15 protein-coding genes are annotated in these 16,044 nt (G+C 79.5%); 9 read left to right on the top strand and 6 right to left on the bottom strand.

The window, feature by feature from the left end; translation table 11 throughout:
• Positions 1-167 precede the first annotated feature (167 nt).
• Positions 168-1,526: a UDP-N-acetylglucosamine 1-carboxyvinyltransferase gene (gene murA, locus WDV85_RS01260; RefSeq protein ID WP_339568891.1), complete on the top strand. Its 1,359-nt coding sequence runs from the start codon at positions 168-170 to the stop codon at positions 1,524-1,526.
• 62 nt (positions 1,527-1,588) lie between these two features.
• Here the strand turns inward: murA and cofC are convergent, their stop codons facing one another.
• Positions 1,589-2,311 carry a 2-phospho-L-lactate guanylyltransferase gene (gene cofC / locus WDV85_RS01255; protein ID WP_339568890.1) on the bottom strand — a complete coding sequence of 241 codons (723 nt, stop codon included), beginning with the start codon at positions 2,309-2,311 and terminating at the stop codon, positions 1,589-1,591.
• 173 nt (positions 2,312-2,484) lie between these two features.
• Between cofC and WDV85_RS01250 the strand changes: the two genes are divergently transcribed.
• Positions 2,485-3,489 (top strand): NAD(P)H-dependent glycerol-3-phosphate dehydrogenase, encoded by a 1,005-nt coding sequence (locus WDV85_RS01250; RefSeq protein ID WP_298804738.1) that lies wholly within the window; start codon positions 2,485-2,487, stop codon positions 3,487-3,489.
• 1 nt (position 3,490) lies between these two features.
• Entirely contained in the window at positions 3,491-4,192 is a 702-nt protein-coding gene (locus WDV85_RS01245) for a pentapeptide repeat-containing protein (protein ID WP_339568889.1), read from the top strand.
• 94 nt (positions 4,193-4,286) lie between these two features.
• Here WDV85_RS01245 and WDV85_RS01240 read toward each other — a convergent pair whose 3' ends face one another.
• Entirely contained in the window at positions 4,287-5,474 is a 1,188-nt protein-coding gene (locus WDV85_RS01240; RefSeq protein WP_339568888.1) for a trans-sulfuration enzyme family protein, read from the bottom strand.
• A 97-nt stretch (positions 5,475-5,571) separates the two neighbouring features.
• Complete coding sequence (locus WDV85_RS01235; protein WP_339568887.1) at positions 5,572-6,324, bottom strand: DUF2071 domain-containing protein; 753 nt, start codon at positions 6,322-6,324, stop codon at positions 5,572-5,574.
• 241 nt (positions 6,325-6,565) lie between these two features.
• Here WDV85_RS01235 and WDV85_RS01230 point away from each other — a divergent pair, with 241 nt between their 5' ends.
• Positions 6,566-7,777 (top strand): D-alanine--D-alanine ligase family protein, encoded by a 1,212-nt coding sequence (locus WDV85_RS01230; protein WP_339568886.1) that lies wholly within the window; start codon positions 6,566-6,568, stop codon positions 7,775-7,777.
• Between the two features lie 24 nt (positions 7,778-7,801).
• Here the strand turns inward: WDV85_RS01230 and WDV85_RS01225 are convergent, their stop codons facing one another.
• A complete protein-coding gene (locus WDV85_RS01225) occupies positions 7,802-8,266 on the bottom strand; it encodes a DUF3515 family protein (RefSeq protein WP_339568885.1) in 465 nt (154 codons plus the stop codon).
• On the bottom strand, positions 8,263-8,493 hold the full coding sequence (locus tag WDV85_RS01220) for an Lrp/AsnC family transcriptional regulator (protein ID WP_171202175.1): 231 nt from the start codon (positions 8,491-8,493) through the stop codon (positions 8,263-8,265). The genes WDV85_RS01225 and WDV85_RS01220 overlap by 4 nt, the downstream gene beginning before the upstream one ends.
• Positions 8,494-8,899: 406 nt before the next feature.
• Between WDV85_RS01220 and WDV85_RS01215 the strand changes: the two genes are divergently transcribed.
• On the top strand, positions 8,900-9,958 hold the full coding sequence (locus tag WDV85_RS01215) for a thiamine-phosphate kinase (RefSeq protein WP_339568884.1): 1,059 nt from the start codon (positions 8,900-8,902) through the stop codon (positions 9,956-9,958).
• A gap of 156 nt (positions 9,959-10,114) precedes the next feature.
• Here WDV85_RS01215 and rpmB read toward each other — a convergent pair whose 3' ends face one another.
• Positions 10,115-10,300 carry a 50S ribosomal protein L28 gene (gene rpmB, locus WDV85_RS01210; protein ID WP_171203836.1) on the bottom strand — a complete coding sequence of 62 codons (186 nt, stop codon included), beginning with the start codon at positions 10,298-10,300 and terminating at the stop codon, positions 10,115-10,117.
• A gap of 290 nt (positions 10,301-10,590) precedes the next feature.
• On the opposite strand from rpmB, the gene recG reads away from it, so the two are divergent.
• Genes recG through rsmD form a run of 4 tightly spaced genes read left to right on the top strand, consistent with a single transcriptional unit; the run spans position 10,591 to position 16,044 of the window.
• On the top strand, positions 10,591-12,969 hold the full coding sequence (gene recG / locus WDV85_RS01205) for an ATP-dependent DNA helicase RecG (RefSeq protein WP_339568883.1): 2,379 nt from the start codon (positions 10,591-10,593) through the stop codon (positions 12,967-12,969).
• Entirely contained in the window at positions 12,966-13,658 is a 693-nt protein-coding gene (locus WDV85_RS01200; protein WP_171203837.1) for an ABC transporter ATP-binding protein, read from the top strand. The genes recG and WDV85_RS01200 overlap by 4 nt, the downstream gene beginning before the upstream one ends.
• Positions 13,655-15,457, top strand: coding sequence for a DUF6297 family protein (locus WDV85_RS01195; protein ID WP_339568882.1), 1,803 nt, complete (start codon positions 13,655-13,657; stop codon positions 15,455-15,457). Before WDV85_RS01200 ends, WDV85_RS01195 begins: the two co-directional genes overlap by 4 nt.
• The gene (rsmD, locus tag WDV85_RS01190; protein ID WP_339568881.1) at positions 15,454-16,044 is read left to right on the top strand and encodes a 16S rRNA (guanine(966)-N(2))-methyltransferase RsmD; all 591 of its coding nucleotides are present in this window, start codon (positions 15,454-15,456) and stop codon (positions 16,042-16,044) included. Before WDV85_RS01195 ends, rsmD begins: the two co-directional genes overlap by 4 nt.

Genomic DNA, 16,044 nt, shown 5'->3' with positions numbered 1-16,044 from the left:
CCGACCGGGCCCGGGCCCGGTGCCCGGAGCCGCTCGGCCGGGGGTGCCGTCGGGGCCGGGGGCGCGCCGCGCCGGAGCCGGTGGTGCGGGGCACGGGGCCGCCGGGGGCATCATGGGCGGCCGGGACGGCGCCGCGCGGGTGCCGCCGGCGGGAGGTCTGGGTGCCCATGGGCGACGTGCTGCACGTGCGCGGCGGACGACCGGTGGACGGCGCCGTCGCCGTCCGCGGGGCGAAGAACTTCGTCTCCAAGGCGATGGTGGCGGCGCTGCTGGGCGAGAGCCCGAGCGTCCTGCGCAACGTCCCGGAGATCCGTGACGTCGGCGTCGTCACGGGGCTGCTCGGCCTCCACGGCGTCGACGTCTCCCAGCCGGACGACGGCGTCCTCGTGCTCGACCCGACCGACGTCGAGTCCGCGCACGTGGCCGACATCGACGCCCACGCCGGCGCGAGCCGCATCCCGATCCTCTTCTGCGGGCCGCTCGTGCACCGTCTCGGGGAGGCCTTCATCCCCGACCTCGGCGGCTGCCGCATCGGCGACCGCCCCATCAACTACCACCTCGACGTCCTGCGGCAGTTCGGCGCCGTGGTGGACAAGCGCGAGGGCGGCATCCGCATCACCGCGCCGAACGGGCTGCGGGGCACGCGCATCGACCTGCCGTACCCGAGCGTCGGTGCGACGGAGCAGGTCCTGCTCACGGCGGTGCGGGCCGAGGGCTTCACCGAGCTGCACGGCGCGGCGACGGAGCCCGAGATCCTCGACCTCGTGGCCGTCCTGCAGAAGATGGGCGCGATCATCGGGGTCGACACCGACCGGACGATCCGGGTGGAGGGCGTCGCCCGGCTCCGCGGGTACGACCACCGCGCCCTCACCGACCGCATCGAGACGGCGTCGTGGGCCTGCGCGGCGCTCGCCACCCGCGGGCAGGTCTTCGTCGAGGGCGCCACGCAGCCCGAGATGATGACCTTCCTCAACGTCTTCCGGAAGGTCGGCGGCGAGTTCGACGTCACCGACGAGGGCATCCGCTTCCTCAGCCCCGACGGGCCGCTGCGCTCGCTGGCGCTGGAGACGGACGTGCACCCGGGCTTCATGACCGACTGGCAGCAGCCGCTCGTGGTGGCGCTCACGCAGGCCGACGGCCTGTCCATCGTCCACGAGACGGTCTACGAGAACCGGTTCGGCTTCACCGAGGCCCTCGGCGGCATGGGCGCCCGCATCCAGGTCTACCGGGAGTGCCTGGGCTCCACGCCCTGCCGCTTCGGCGGGGCGCAGTTCCGCCACTCGGCGGCCGTCTCCGGCCCCACGCCGCTGCACGGCGCCGACATCGTCGTCCCCGACCTGCGCGGCGGGTTCAGCTACCTCGTCGCCGCCCTGGCCGCCACGGGCGTCTCGCGGGTCTCGGGCATCGAGCTCATCGACCGGGGCTACGAGCGCTTCGCGGAGAAGCTCGAGGCCATCGGGGCGGACGTCGAGTGGTCCTCGACGGCGGCGTCCCGGGTGCGCGTGCCCGCCGGCGCCGGCGCCTGAGCGGGCCGCTCCCGCCGGCGCGCCGCCCCGGCGCGCGCGGAGGGGCGGGCCGGCGGGGCCGCCTACACCGCGAGGTGCAGGCGCCCCCGCGCCAGCGCGTCGGCCGTGCGCGGCCCCACGCCCAGCGCCACCGCCTCGCGCAGGTCGGCCCGGGTGTCGACGTCCCGGCGCAGGCCCGGCAGGGCGAGGTCGAGGACCGCCGCGCCCGCCCCCGCGTGCCGCCCGGCCGACCCCTCGCCGTACGCCACGGGCAGGTCGTCGGCGGTCCGGGCGGCGAGCAGGGCGGTGCCCCGCCCCGCGGCGTCGGGCACGAGCGCGGCGCTCGCCCCGGCCGCCAGGGCCTCGGAGGCCCCCGCGAGGGCGGCACCCATCTCCTGCGCGCGCAGGGCGGGGACGTCGGGCAGCAGCACGGCGACGCCCGTCCCCGCGCCTCCCGCGCCGTCGGGGGGGACAGGCCGGCACCGCTCGGCCGCGCGCGCCCCGGCCCGCACGGCGTCGTCCAGGGCCGAGGCCCGCGCGCTGGCCGGACCGGGGGCGACGACGCGGGCGCCGGCGGCGGCGACGGCGCCCGCCACGGCGGGGTCGTCGGTCACCACGAGGGCGCGGGCGACGCCGGGAGCCGCCAGCACGACGTCCAGGCAGTCCAGGGCCATGGCGAGCGCGAGGCGCCCGCGCAGGGCGGCGTCACCGCCGAGGCGGCTCTTGGCGGCGGGGCCGCCCTTGACGGGCAGCACGACGTCCCAGCGGTCCACCCCGCCGGACCGGGGGGCGTCGGGCGCGGGCACCCGCGCGATGCTGCCACCCTGGGCCCGGCCCGACGACCGCCGCACGACCGACCCGAGAGGACATCGATGCCGGAGACCCCTCGCCGCCCGACGCGACGTCGACGGACGACCCGCCGCACGACCGGCGCCCCGGCCCCCGCGGGCGTCGGGACGGCTCTCGGGGCCGGCCGCGCGTGAGCCGCCGGGTCGCCGTCCTCGGCACGGGCAGCTGGGGCACGGCCTTCGCGCTCGTGCTCGCCGACGCCGGCGCCGAGGTGGCCATGTGGGGCCGCCGGCCCGAGGTGGTCGCCGCCGTCGCGGGCGGGCGCGGCAACCCGGCCTACCTGCCGGGCGTCGCGCTGCCGGACGCCGTCACGGCGACGACGGACCCGCGCCGCGCCCTCGAGGGCGCCGACGTCGTGGTGCTCGCGCTGCCGTCGCAGTCGCTGCGCGGCGTCCTCGGCGGCGTGGCCGACGCCGTCCCCGCCGGGGCCCCGCTCGTCAGCCTGGCGAAGGGCCTCGAGAGCGGCTCGCGGCTGCGGATGAGCGAGGTCGTGGCCGAGGCGTCCGGCGCCGCGCGCGAGCGCGTGGCCGTGGTCTCGGGTCCGAACCTCGCCCGGGAGATCGCCGAGCGGCAGCCCACCGCCACGGTGGTGGCCGCCCACGACGCCGACGTCGCCGCCGAGGTCGCGGCCGCCTGCGCCACACCGGTCTTCCGGCCCTACACCCACCACGACGTCCTCGGCGTCGAGCTCGGCGGCGTCGTCAAGAACGTCGTCGGCCTGGCCGTCGGCATGGCCGAGGGCCTCGGGTACGGCGACAACGCCAAGGCGTCGATCATCACCCGCGGCCTCGCGCAGACCTCCCGCCTCGCCGTCGCCCTGGGCGCCGAGGCGGCCACGCTGGCCGGGCTCGCCGGGATGGGCGACCTCGTCGCCACCTGCGCGTCGCCCCTGTCGCGCAACCACCAGACGGGCGTCCAGCTGGGTCGCGGCCTCGACGTCGGCGCGGCGGCGCGGGTGGTGCGCCAGACGGCCGAGGGCGTCCGCTCGGCCCCGTCGGTCCTGGCCCTCGCCCGGTCCGCCGGCGTCGAGATGCCCATCGTCGAGCAGGTCGTCGACGTCGTCGAGGGGCGGGTCCACGCGCGGGAGGCGGCGCGGCTGCTCCTGGCCCGCGACCTCAAGCACGAGGCCGGCTGACGTGACGTCACGGGGCGCGGCGGGGCGCCGGCGCGAGGAGCGGGTCGAGGTGGAGCTGCCCGACCTGGCGCCGCGCACGGCGCCGCCGGCGGCGGGCGAGGACCTCGACGGGATGCTGCTCAGCGGCCTGGACCTCACCGGGGCGCAGCTGCCCGACCTACGGCTGCTCGAGTGCGCCCTCGTCGCCTGCCGCCTCGACGGCGCCGCCCTGCGCGGCGCCCGCCTCGTCTCGACCCGCCTCGAGGAGCTGGCCGCGACGGACCTCGACCTCACCGGCTCGTCCTGGCGCGACGTCGTCGTCGAGGGCTCCCGCGCCGGCGTGCTGCGGCTCGGGGACGCCGACCTCGTCCGCACCCGCCTCAGCGGGTGCCGGCTGCACCACCTGGACGCCCGGGGCGCCGACCTCGCCGACGTCCTGCTCGAGGACTGCGTCGTCGGGGAGCTCGACCTCACGGACGCGCGAGCGGCGCGGGTGCGGCTGGTCGGCTGCCGCGTCGAGCGGCTCGTGCTCACCGGCTCGCGCCTGTCCGGGCTCGACGTGAGCGGGGCCCACGTCGAGCGCATCACCGGCCCGGGCGACCTCGCGGGCGTCGTCCTCGGCGAGGACCAGGCCGCCGGCTTCGCGACCGTCCTCGCCGAGCACCTCGGCGCGCGGGTCGTGCCGACCGCACCCGCCCCGGCGGACGCTCCCGAGCGGGTCTGACGCGAGCGGGTCTGACGCGAGCGGGTCTGACGCGAGCGGGTCTGGTGCTGAGCGGGCCTGTGGCCGAGCGGGTCCGGTGCCGAGCGGTCCGGGCTCAGGCCCTGGCGTCGAGCGCCTGCTCGAGATCGGCCCAGAGGTCCTCGACGTCCTCCAGGCCGCAGGAGAGGCGGAGCAGCCCGCGGGGCGTCGTCGGCGGCTCGTTGGCGTGGCGCCGGCGCCGCTCGACGAGCGACTCGACGCCGCCGAGGCTCGTCGCCGGCGTCCACAGGCCCAGCCGCTCCACGAGGGCGGCGGCGAGGGCGCCGTCGTCGTCGCCGACCAGCTCCAGCGACAGCACGCTCCCGGCGCCGCGCATCTGCGCCCGGGCGCGCTCGTGGCCGGGGTCGGACGGCAGGGACGGGTGCCGCACGCGCCCGACGGCGGGGTGGCCCTCGAGGCGCCGCGCGAGCTCGGCGGCGGTCGCGCCCGTGCGCTCGACGCGCAGCGCCAGGGTCCGCAGGCCCCGCAGCGCCAGCCACGCCTCGAAGGGCCCGGGGATGGCGCCGTGCACCCGGCGGTGGGTCGACAGCCGCTGCAGGAGAGCGGCGTCCGACGTCGCCACGGCCCCGAGCAGGACGTCGGAGTGCCCGGACAGCAGCTTGGTGACCGAGTGGACGACGACGTCCGCCCCGAGCGCGAGGGGCTGCTGCACCAGGGGGGTGGCGAAGGTGCCGTCCACGGCGACCACGGCCCCGGCGCCCCGGCCCGCGGCGGCGCACGCGGGCAGGTCGGCCACCTCCAGGAGCGGGTTCGTGGGCGACTCCAGCCACAGCAGCTCGGCGCCGCCCGCGAGGGCGCCCTCGACCGCGGCCGTGTCGGCGACGTCGACGAAGGTGACGCGCGCCCGCCCGTCGGCGTCGAGCTGCTCGAGCAGCTCGACGGAGGTGTTGTACGCCGAGCGGGGCGCGACGACGCGCCCCCCGAGGGGCACGAGCGCGAGCACCGCCGACACGGCGGCCATGCCCGAGGCGAAGGCCAGCGCCCCGCCGTCCTCGTCGGTGCCCTCGAGGGTCGCGAGCACCTCCTCCAGCGGCTCCCAGCTGGCGTTGGACGAGCGGGCGTAGGTCCGCGCGCCCGGCCCCGGCTCGCCGGCGCCCACGAAGGTGGACGACAGCACGAGCGGCGGGTTCACCGGGGCGTCCGGCGTCCGCGGCGGCCGTCCCGCGGCGACAACGGTCGTCGCGGGGGACCAGGGGCGACCGCTCGCCCCGGAGCCGGTCGGGTGGGGGGTGCCGTCCGCCATGGCGGCGAGCGTAGGGGCCCGCGCCCGAGCGGCGGACCGGCGTCTCGTGGCGGGCTCCCCGCGTGGGGCCGCGGGAGGCCGCGCGGCCGGGACGCCCTCAGGCCGGCGCGACGACCGGCCGAGCGGGCAGCGGGGCGAGCGGCGTCCAGGTCACGGGCACCCGGCGCATGAGCAGCGCCGAGTCGAAGCGCGCCGTGCCCGGCGGGAAGGCGCGCGGGTCGTCGTAGAGGCTGGAGCGCACCTCGCGGGCCCGGCAGGCTTCGACGCGCCAGGCGTCCGTCTCCAGGCGCATCCCGTCGTGGTCGGCGCCGGACGCCGGCGGTCCGCCCGCGGACCATCCCGTCGAGCCGGCCTCGAAGAAGCGCGAGGCGGCGTCGAGGTCCGCGAACAGGGCACTGCCGAGCAGCTCGGGGACGACGTCGACGTCGGCCGCCAGCGACGTGCCGTCCGCGCCCTCGACCGCCACGTGCACCCGGTCGTCGGTCTCCTCCACCCGGAAGCGGGCGCGGGCCTGGCGCCCCGGGAACAGGCGCCCCCCGGCGAGCGCGACGAGGCGGCTCGCGGTGTGCCGCTGAGGGACCCACACCCCCGTCCTCTCGCCGGCGGCGGGGTCGTCCCAGACGACGGCGACCCGGTGCGCGGCGTTCTCGGCGCGCACGCCGACGGCGGCGGGCAGGCCCCGGGGGCGGACGGCCCCGAGGCGCAGGCAGCAGACGCCCACGACGGCGGCGCCGTCCACCAGCTGGGGGCGGAAGGGCTCCGGCAGCAGGCGGCCGACGACGTCGGGGTCGGCGCGCCAGGTGAGCAGGAGACGGCGCTCCACCTCCGCCCGCAGCTGCGGTGCGACCACGCGGCCTCCCGGTGCCGGCCCGGCGGGTGCGCCGGACGCCTTCCGACGGGCGACGCCCGTCGACGCCCATGGTGCCCCTCCGTCGGTCGCCGGAGGGCGGTTCCGCGCCGCAGCACCCGGACGGGTGCCCGCGCTCGTGCCGGGCCGGCGGGGCGGAGAGCGGGGCCGCGGGCTGAGGGCTGCGGTCCGTCCGCCGCGTGGCGCCGCGGGGGGCGCTCCGGCCGCCGGTAGCGTCCCGGCGGTGGAGGCGCAGCCGGCAGGACGGGACCCCGAGGACCGCACGCAGGAGGGAGCCCCCCGGCGCCGCCGCGTCGCCGTCGTCTTCGGCGGGCGCTCGAGCGAGCACGGCATCAGCTGCGTCACCGCCGCGGGCGTCCTGCGCGCGCTCGACCGCGACCGCTGGGACGTCGTCCCCGTCGGCATCGCGCTCGACGGCCGGTGGGTGCTCGCCGCCGACGACCCCGCGCGCTGGGAGCTCGCCGGCGACGTCCTGCCTGTCGTCGAGCCGGGGGAGGGGCCCGCCGTGCTGGCGCCCCGCTCTCCCGTCGAGCGCGGCCTCGTCGCGCTCGACGCCGGCGACGTCCCACGGGCGCTCGGCGAGGTGGACGTCGTCCTGCCGCTCCTGCACGGCCCCTTCGGCGAGGACGGGACGCTGCAGGGGATGCTCGAGATGTCCGACACCCGCTACGTCGGCTCGGGCGTCCTGGCCTCCGCCGTGGCGATGGACAAGCACTACGCCAAGACCGTCCTCGCGTCGGCGGGCGTCGCCGTCGGCCCGTGGGCGCTCGTCACCGACCGCGCCTGGCGCGCCGACCGCGAGGAGCGCCTCGACGCCGCCCTCGCCGTCGCGGAGGGCGCCGGGGCCGCCGTCGTCTTCGTCAAGCCCTGCCGCGCGGGCTCGTCGATGGGCGTCACCCGCGTCGTGCTGGGCGAGGCCCCCGGCCGCTGGCGGGAGGGCGCCCGCGCGGCGCTCGCCGCGGCCGTGGAGGCCGCCCGCGAGCACGACCCGAGGGTCCTCGTGGAGGCGGCCGTGGCCGGCCGCGAGCTGGAGTGCGGCGTGCTGGACGGCCTCGGCGGGGCGGCGCCGGAGGCGTCGGTCGTCGGCGAGGTGGCGGTCGTCGACGGCCGCGACTTCTACGACTTCGAGGCCAAGTACCTCGACGGCGGCGCCGTGGAGCTCACCTGCCCCGCCGACGTGCCGGAGGAGGTCGCCGAGGCCGTGCGCGCCACGGCGCTGCGCGCCTTCGACGCCCTCGGCTGCGAGGGGCTGGCCCGTGTCGACGTCTTCGTCGCCGACGACGGCCGGGTCGTCGTCAACGAGGTCAACACGATGCCGGGCTTCACGCCGTCGTCGATGTTCCCCCGGCTCTGGGAGGCCTCGGGCCTGCCCTACCCGGCGCTCGTCGACCGGCTTCTCGAGCTGGCCCTCGAGCGTCGCGCCGGCCTGCGCTGACACCGGGACCCGACGCGGCGCCCGTCAGGAGCAGCTGCGCTGCGCCTCCAGGGCCTCGACGGCGCCGCCCAGCCCGGGCAGGACGTCGGCGGCCGTGAGGTCACCGGTGACGGCGACCTGCGTGGCGGGCGCCCGCCCGTAGGTCGTCCAGGGCGGTGACGCCTCGGCGTCGGACGCCACCCAGTCGACGCCGTCGACCGACAGGCACGCGTCCGTGGTGGGGCCGGGGAGGTCGACGCCGCAGCGCAGGACGACCTGCTCGGACCGGTCGGGCGAGGCCCAGGCGGCCGTCGACTGCCCCGTCGACGCGACGCGCGGGAGTCCGGCCAGCTCGTCGACCTCGCGCACGAGCACGAGCACGGACGCGCAGCCCGGGTCGGTCGCCTCGGGCGCGGCCGGGGCCGCGACGGGCGAGCCCCCGCAGCCGGCGAGCAGCAGGAGGGCCGTGGCCGCCAGGAGAGCGCGACGGCGCGGCGCGGTCGCCGTCACGCGACGACGGTGCAGGTCACCGTCCGCGTGATGCCGGGCACGGCCTGCACCTGCGAGGAGACGAGCCGGCCGAGCTGGCCGGTGGTCGGCGCCTCGACGCGGGCGATGACGTCGTAGGGACCCGTCACGTCCTCGGCGAGCACGACGCCGCCGATGGCGGCGAGGGCGGCCGCGACCTCCGACGAGCGGCCGACCTGGGTCTGGACGAGCACGTACGCCTGCTCCACGGGGCGTCTCCTCCTCGGTGCGCGCCCTGGGGCGGCGCCGTTCTGGGCTGGGCTGGGCTGGGCTGGTCGAGCGGGGCTGGGACGGGACGGGTCGGCCGTGGCGGCCCGGGTGCCCGGGGTGCCGCGGGCCGGCCGCCTCGGCGACGGCGCGGCGCCGGGCCCTCGTGGGGCCGGCGCGGCGCACCGCCGCCACGTCCGTCGCCTGGTCGAGCGCTCCGGCGGGCCGCGGTCCGCGGCGCCGCCGGGACGGGCGCGGGCGACGCTACCGTGGCCGGGCTGCGCCGCCCCAGCCCGTCCGGGCGAGGCCCCGCGCCGACGCCCGCGCGCACCCGCCCGGGGCCGGTCGGTCGGGCCCGGGCCGCGCCGGCGGCGTCGTCCGGGCGCTGCCCCGAGGACCGGAGGACGCGTGCCAGGACGCCACAGCCGAGGGGGGCTCGCCGGTGGCGCGGCCGCGGGGGACGGCGAGGACGCGCTCCTCGCCGCCCTCGTGCCCGAGCTGCCCGAGGGGGCGTGGACGGACCTGGGGCCGGGCGACGACGCCGCCGTCGTGCGGGCCGAGGACGGGCGCGTCGTCGTGACGACCGACGCGCTCGTCGCCGAGCGCCACTTCCGCCCGCGCACGGCCTCGCCCGAGGACGTCGGCTGGCGCGCGGCCGCCCAGAACCTCGCCGACGTCGCCGCCATGGGCGCCGTGCCGACGGCGCTCGTCGTCGCGCTCGTCGTGCCGCGCACGCCCCCCGAGCCGTGGGCCGACGGGTGGACCACCGGCCTCGCACGGGGCCTCGCGGCCGCCTGCGCCTCCCTCGAGGGCGCGGACGGCTGCGGCGTCGTCGGCGGGGACCTCACCGGCGGCGAGGAGGTCGTCGTCAGCGTGACGGCGCTCGGCGACCTGCGGGGGCTCGCGCCGGTGCGCCGGGACGGCGCCCGCCCGGGCGACGTCGTCGCGCTCGCGGGCGTCCAGGGGCGCTCGGCGGCGGGCCTGGCGGTGCTCGAGCGGCGGGGCCGGCCGGGGGCGGCGGCGTGGGCGGGCGGCCCCGTCGAGTCGGCCGCGGACGAGCGCGTCGCCGACCTCGTGCGCGCCCACCGGCGCCCCCGGCCGCCGTGCGCCGCCGGGCCCGCGGCGGCGGAGGCGGGCGCCAGCGCGATGCTCGACGTCTCCGACGGCCTCGTCCGCGACGCCGGCCGCCTGGCCCGCGCGGGTGTCGTCGTCCTCGACCTGTCGAGCGAGCTGCTCGCGCCGCACCGCGACGCCGTCCTCCCCGTCGCCGACCTCCTCGGCGTCGAGGCCTGGCGGCTCGTCCTCGAGGGCGGTGAGGACCACGGCCTGCTGGCGACGTTCCCCCCGGAGGCGGTGCTGCCCGAGCAGTTCGCGCCCGTCGGGGTCGTGCGCGCGGGCACCGCCCCGGCCGTCCTCGTCGACGGCGAGCGCTACGGCGGCGCGGGCGGCTGGGACCACTTCGGCTGACGGGCGGCGTCTGACGGGCGGCGACAGGGGACGCGCCGCCGCGCTCCCGGGCCCCCGGAGGACGGCGCGGCGTGCCCGGTCGGCGCGGTCCCCTCGTGGGACGCGAGAGGCCGGCCACCCCGTGCGGGGTACCGGCCTCTCGGGACGTGCGGTGCGTCAGCGCGTGATCTTGCCCGCCTTGATGCAGGAGGTGCAGACGTTGCGGCGCTTGGGCGTGCCGCCCTCGACGACGCGCACGCGCTGGATGTTCGGCACCCAGCGGCGCTTGGTGCGCCGGTGCGAGTGCGAGATGGAGTGGCCGAAGCCCGGCCCCTTGGCGCAGATGTCGCAGGTGGCAGCCACGGTCTCTCCTACGGTGCTCGGCTCGTCGCGGTCCGCCGCCGCTCGTGCGCGGGGGGCCGCCCGGCGCGGGAGCGCCGGTTCGTCAGGGTGCTGCGGCTCCGCCGGCCCTGGGCAGGGCAGCGCTCGCCGCGGTCGCGGGACACAGTAGCCGAGGTGGCGCCGCGGCCCAAAGCGGGCCACCGGCGGTCGTCGGCCGGCGGAGGGCCGGGCGAGCCGCTTCCGGCGGAGGGGCTGTGGACGACGAGCCGTGCCTGACCGGTGCCGTCGGCGGCCGGGCCTACTGTGCGGGCATGGCAGGGGGACCGTCGTCCGAGCGGCCCGCGGCCGGCGCCCCGGGGCTGCCCGCGCCGCGGGGTGTCGAGCACTCCGGCCCCGTGCCCGTCACGACGGGGCGCATGGCCGAGCCCCTCGGCCGCGCCGTCGGCCTCCCCACGGCGAAGGCGCTCGAGGCGCACCTCGGCCTCGTGACGGTGGGCGACCTGCTGCGCCACTACCCGCGCGACTACCGCCGCCGCGGCCAGCTCACCGACCTCAGCGGCCTCGTGGTCGGCGAGCACGCCACCGTGCTGGCCCGGGTGTCGTCGGTGCGCCACCGGAAGATGCAGCGCCGCCCGGGCTACGTGGTCGACGTCGTCGTCGAGGACGGCGCGGTGCGCGTCCCCCTCACCTTCTTCCCCCGGCACGGCGGCGCGCTCGCCCACCTCCTGCGCGAGATGGTCGTCGGCCGCACCGGCCTGTTCTCGGGCAAGGTGAACCTCTACCGGGGCTCGCTACAGCTGGTGCACCCCGAGCACCACATGAGCGGCCCCCGAGGCGGCCCGGAGACGGGCGCGGACGACGGCGGCGCCGAGGACCTGGCCGCCGAGGGCGCCGCGATGGACGCCTTCCTCAGCGGCGTCCTGCCCATCTACCCCGCGACGCAGGGCGTCCAGAGCTGGACGATCGCCAAGGCCGTCGGGCTCGTCCTCGACGTCCTGGCCGAGGAGGACGTCCCCGAGCCGCTGCCCGACATGGTGCTGGCCCGGCACGGGTTCCCCGGCCTGCTCGACGCGCTGCGCGCCGCGCACCAGCCGCAGCACCCGGGCCACGAGGAGCGCGCGCTCGAGCGGCTGCGCTACGAGGAGGCCTTCGTCCTGCAGGCCGAGCTGGCGCGCCGCCGGCTGCGCGTGGGCACCCAGACCGCCGTGCCGCGGCGGCCCCGCCCCGACGGGCTGCTCGCCGCCTTCGACGCGCGGCTGCCCTTCGCCCTCACCGACGGCCAGCGGCAGGTGGGCGAGGAGGTCGCGGCCGACCTGGCGCGCACAGCGCCCATGCACCGGCTCCTGCAGGGCGAGGTGGGCTCCGGCAAGACCGTCGTCGCCCTGCGCGCCATGCTCGCCGTCGTCGACGCCGGGGGGCAGGCCGCGCTGCTCGCGCCCACGGAGGTGCTCGCCGCGCAGCACCACCGCTCGCTCACGGCGATGCTGGGCGACCTCGCCGAGGCCGGCACGCTCGGCGGGGCCGACGTCGCGACGCGGGTGGCGCTGCTCACGGGCAGCCTCGGCGCCCGGGCGCGGCGGGAGGCGCTGCTGCAGGCCGCGAGCGGGGAGGCCGGCATCGTCGTCGGCACCCACGCCCTCCTGCAGGAGGCAGTGCAGTTCGCCGACCTCGGGCTCGTCGTCGTCGACGAGCAGCACCGCTTCGGCGTCGAGCAGCGGGACGCGTTGCGCGCCAAGGCCTCGGCCACCCCGCACCTGCTCGTCATGACGGCGACGCCGATCCCGCGGACCGTGGCGATGACGTCGTTCGGCGACCTCGAGACCTCCGTGCTCCGCGGGCTGCCCGCCGGCCGCTCGCCCATCGCCTCGCACGCCGTCAACGCGGGCAACGCGGCCTGGGTCGCGCGGATGTGGCAGCGCGTGCGCGAGGAGGTCGACGCAGGGCGGCAGGCCTACGTCGTCTGCCCGACGATCGGCGACGACGAGGGCGCCGGGCCCGGCCCGGGGGAGGGGCCGCCCGGCGCGGACGGCCCGGCGCAGGAGCCGCCGGGCGGGGGCGGGCGCGAGGAGGACCGCGTCCTCGTCTCGACCGCGGCGGTGGAGGCCCTGCTCGCCGAGGAGCCCTCGCTCGCGGGCGTGCGCCGCGGCGTCCTGCACGGGCGCATGCCCCCCGAGGAGAAGGACGCCGTCATGCGCTCCTTCGCGGCCGGTGACCTCGACGTCCTCGTCGCCACGACCGTCGTCGAGGTCGGCGTCGACGTCCCCAACGCGACGTGCATGGTCGTCATGGACGCCGACCGCTTCGGCATCTCCCAGCTGCACCAGCTGCGCGGGCGCGTGGGGCGCGGCGGCCACGCGGGGACCTGCTTCCTGCTGTCGCCGCTGCCCGAGCACGCGCCCGGGGTGGCGCGGCTGAAGTCGGTCGCGGCCACGACGGACGGCTTCGCCCTGGCCGAGCTCGACCTCGAGACCCGCGGCGAGGGCGACGTGCTCGGCGCGCGCCAGTCCGGGGTGCGCTCCTCGCTGCGCCTGCTGCGGGTGGTCCGCGACGTCGACGTCATCGAGGAGGCGCGGGCGGACGCCGCGCAGGTGCTCGCCGTCGACCCCGAGCTCCGGCGCCACCCGGCGCTCGCCGGCGCGGTCACCGAGCTGCTGCGCCCGCAGCACGAGTCCTTCCTGGAGCGCGGGTGAGCCGCCGCGACCGGGAGGCGCTCGTGCGGGCCGACGGGCTGCTCGTCGGCTACACGGGCGAGCCCGTGTCCCCGCCGACGACCTTCCGCCTCGACCCGGGGCGCGCCCTGGCCCTCGTCGGCCTCAACGGGGCCGGCAAGACGACGGTGCTCAAGGCGGTCCTGGGGCAGCTGGTGCCGGTCGGCGGCACGCTCGAGGTGCTGGGTCGTCCCGTCGACGAGCGCTCCGTCGCCTTCCGGCGCGACGTCGCCAGCGTGCTCGACGTCGACGCCCACTTCCCGGGCCTCACCGTGCGCGAGCACCTCGACCTCGTGGCCCGCGGGCACGGCGTGCGCGACGCCGACGACGTCGTCGACCAGGCCGTCGCCGACCTGGGCCTGGAGCCGGTGGCCGAGCACCTGCCCTCGGCCCTGTCCTCCGGCCAGCGGCGGCGGATGCTGCTGGCCGCGGCGCTCGTGCGCCCGCGGCGCCTCCTCGTCCTCGACGAGCCCGAGCAGCGCCTGGACCTCGCCGGGCGCGAGGACGTCGTCGACCGGCTGCTCGAGGAGAAGGAGGCCGGCGTCGGCGTGCTCCTCGCCACGCACGACCCGCTGCTCCTCGAGGCGGTCGCCGACCGGGTGCTCCTGCTCGCCGCCGACGGCGCGCGCCGGGTGTCCGCGGCCGAGGCGGCGCGGGAGCTCGGCCGGTGAGCGCCTCCCACGGCCGTGATCCCGGTCAGGGGCACGCGCGGGCGCCCGTGCAGCACGACGGCCCGGGCGACGGTCCGGGCGACGGCCCGGACGGGAGCGGGCACGGCGGCCCGGGCGAGCTGCCCGAGCATGTGCTGCGGCCGGTGGCGGACGGCCCCGGCAGCAGCGCCGCGCAGCTGCGCGCCACGGTGCGCCGCGCCGCGCGGCGGGCGAGCGGGGCCACGCTGGGCGACCTCCTCGGCGACGTCTACACGGGCGTCTTCGCCGTCGCCCTGGCCCTGCTCGTGCTGTCGGGCTCGCGCGGGCGCCTAGGCGCGCTCGGCGGCGTCAGCGCGCTGGGTGAGCCGCTCCCGGGGGCCGACGTCCCGCCGGCCGTGCTCGTCACCGCGGCGCTGCTGCTCGTCGTCGGCGCGACGGCCGGTCTGCTGGGCCGGCTCGGGCCCCTCTCGCTGCCGCCCCCGCAGGCCGCGTGGTGGCTGCCGCTGCCGGTGGCGCGCGGGCCGCTGCTGCGCCCCGGGCTGCTCCGCCGGGCCGCCCTGGCCGCCGTCGCGGCGGGCGCCGGCGGCGCGCTCGCCGTCCTGCTCCTGCTGCCCGCCTCGAGCGGCGCCGGGCCCTTCGCGGCGGCCGGGCTCGCCGCGGCCGGCGTGGCCCTGGTGCTGCTCGGCGCGGCCGGGCTGGGCCAGGGACGACGGGGCGGCGCCGCCGCCGTGCGGGCGGCCGACGCGCTGGTGCTGCTCGCCCCCGTGCTCGTCCTCGCCGCCGCGCTGCTCGAGCGGGGCGCCGGCGCCGGTGCCGCTCTCGAGGGGGCGGTGGCCTCCCTCGGCGGTGCGCCCGCCCGGTGGGGGCCGGCGCTGCTCCTCGCGGCCGGCGTCGCGCTCGTCGCCGTCCTCGTCCGCCGCGCCGGCGCCGCCCCCGGGGCGTCGCTGGCCTCGGCGGGCGCCCTGTCCGCCCACGTCGCCGGCTCCGGCGCGCTGCTCGACACCCGCGCCGTCGGTCGGGCGCTCGCCGACCCGCCCGGCGCGGCGCGGCGGACCGCGCGACGGCGCTCGAGCCGCTGGACCCGCGCCGGGCTGGTCCGCGGACCGCTGGGCGCCCTCGTCGTCGCCGACCTCCTGGCCGTGCTCCGCAGCCCGCGCCGCGTGCTCACCGCCGCGGTCCTCGCGGTCGTGCCCGCGGGGCTCGCGGCCTCCTCCGGCGACTCGCGCGTCGTGGTGCTCCTCGCCGTGCTGGCGTGCGGGTACGGCGCCGCCACCGCGCTGGCGGAGCCGGTGCGCGTGCGGGTGCTCGCGCCCGGCCTCGACGCCGTCCTCCCCGTCGCCCCCGGGCGGGCGGCCGCCGCGCACCTGCTCGCGCTCGCCCTGCTCACCACCGCGGCCTCCGCCGTGGCCGCGGGCGCCCTGGCGCTCCTGGCGCCCGGCGTCCTCCCTCTCGTTCTGGTCGTCGCCTCCGGCCCGGCCCTGGCGGGCGCCGCCCTGCGGGGCGCCGCCCGCCCCGAGCTGGACCCCGGCTCGGCCGTCATGTCGACCCAGGCCGGCCCGCTGCCGCTCGGGGTCATCACGAGCCTGACGCGGGGGCCCGACCTCGCCGTCGTCGCGCTCCTGCCGCTGGCCGTCGGCACCCTGGCGCTCGCGGGGGGCGGGCGCCTGCTGCCGACCGCCGAGCTGTCGCTCGCCCTCGTGGCGCTGCTGCTGGGCACGGCGCTGGGGGCTGCGGCCGCGGCCGGCTCGCGCCCCCGGGCGCCCGAGAGGCCCGGGGCGTCGCGCTCGGACGCCGCCTCCGCCGCGGGAGGGCGGGCGTGACCCGCGTCGTCGCCGGCTCGGCCGGCGGCCGCACCCTCGTCGTCCCCCGCGGCTCCGCGACGCGCCCCACGTCGGAGCGCGTGCGGGAAGCCCTCTTCAGCCGGCTGGAGCACGAGGGGCTCCTGGAGGGGGCCCGCGTCCTCGACCTCTACGCCGGCTCGGGCGCCCTCGGCCTGGAGGCTGCGAGCCGGGGCGCGGACGCCGTCGTCCTCGTCGACGCCGGCCGCGAGGCCGCGCGCGCCTGCCGGCGCAACGCGGCCGTCACGGGACTGGCGGGCGTCGAGGTGCGAGAGGCGCCGGTCGAGCGCGTGCTGGCGGGGGAGCCGGGCCCCCCGCTCGAGGCCGGGGCCGACCTGGTGCTCGTCGACCCGCCGTACGACGTCGCCGAGGAGGCCCTCGCGTCCGTGCTCGCGGCCCTCACGGGGCGTGGCTGGCTCGCTCCCGAGGCGGTCGTCGTCGTCGAGCGCTCGTCGCGCTCGCCGGAGCCGACCTGGCCGGAGGGCCTGCAGCGCTACGCCTCCCGGCGCTACGGCGAGACGGTCGTGTGGTTCGCCGAGACACCGGGCGGTGGTCCCGCCGACGACTAG

The organism is Pseudokineococcus sp. 5B2Z-1, assembly GCF_037482305.1.
Taxonomy (GTDB): domain Bacteria; phylum Actinomycetota; class Actinomycetes; order Actinomycetales; family Quadrisphaeraceae; genus Pseudokineococcus.
The sequence above is the reverse complement of the archived record's forward strand: the minus strand, read 5'-3'. Positions and strand labels throughout refer to the sequence as shown.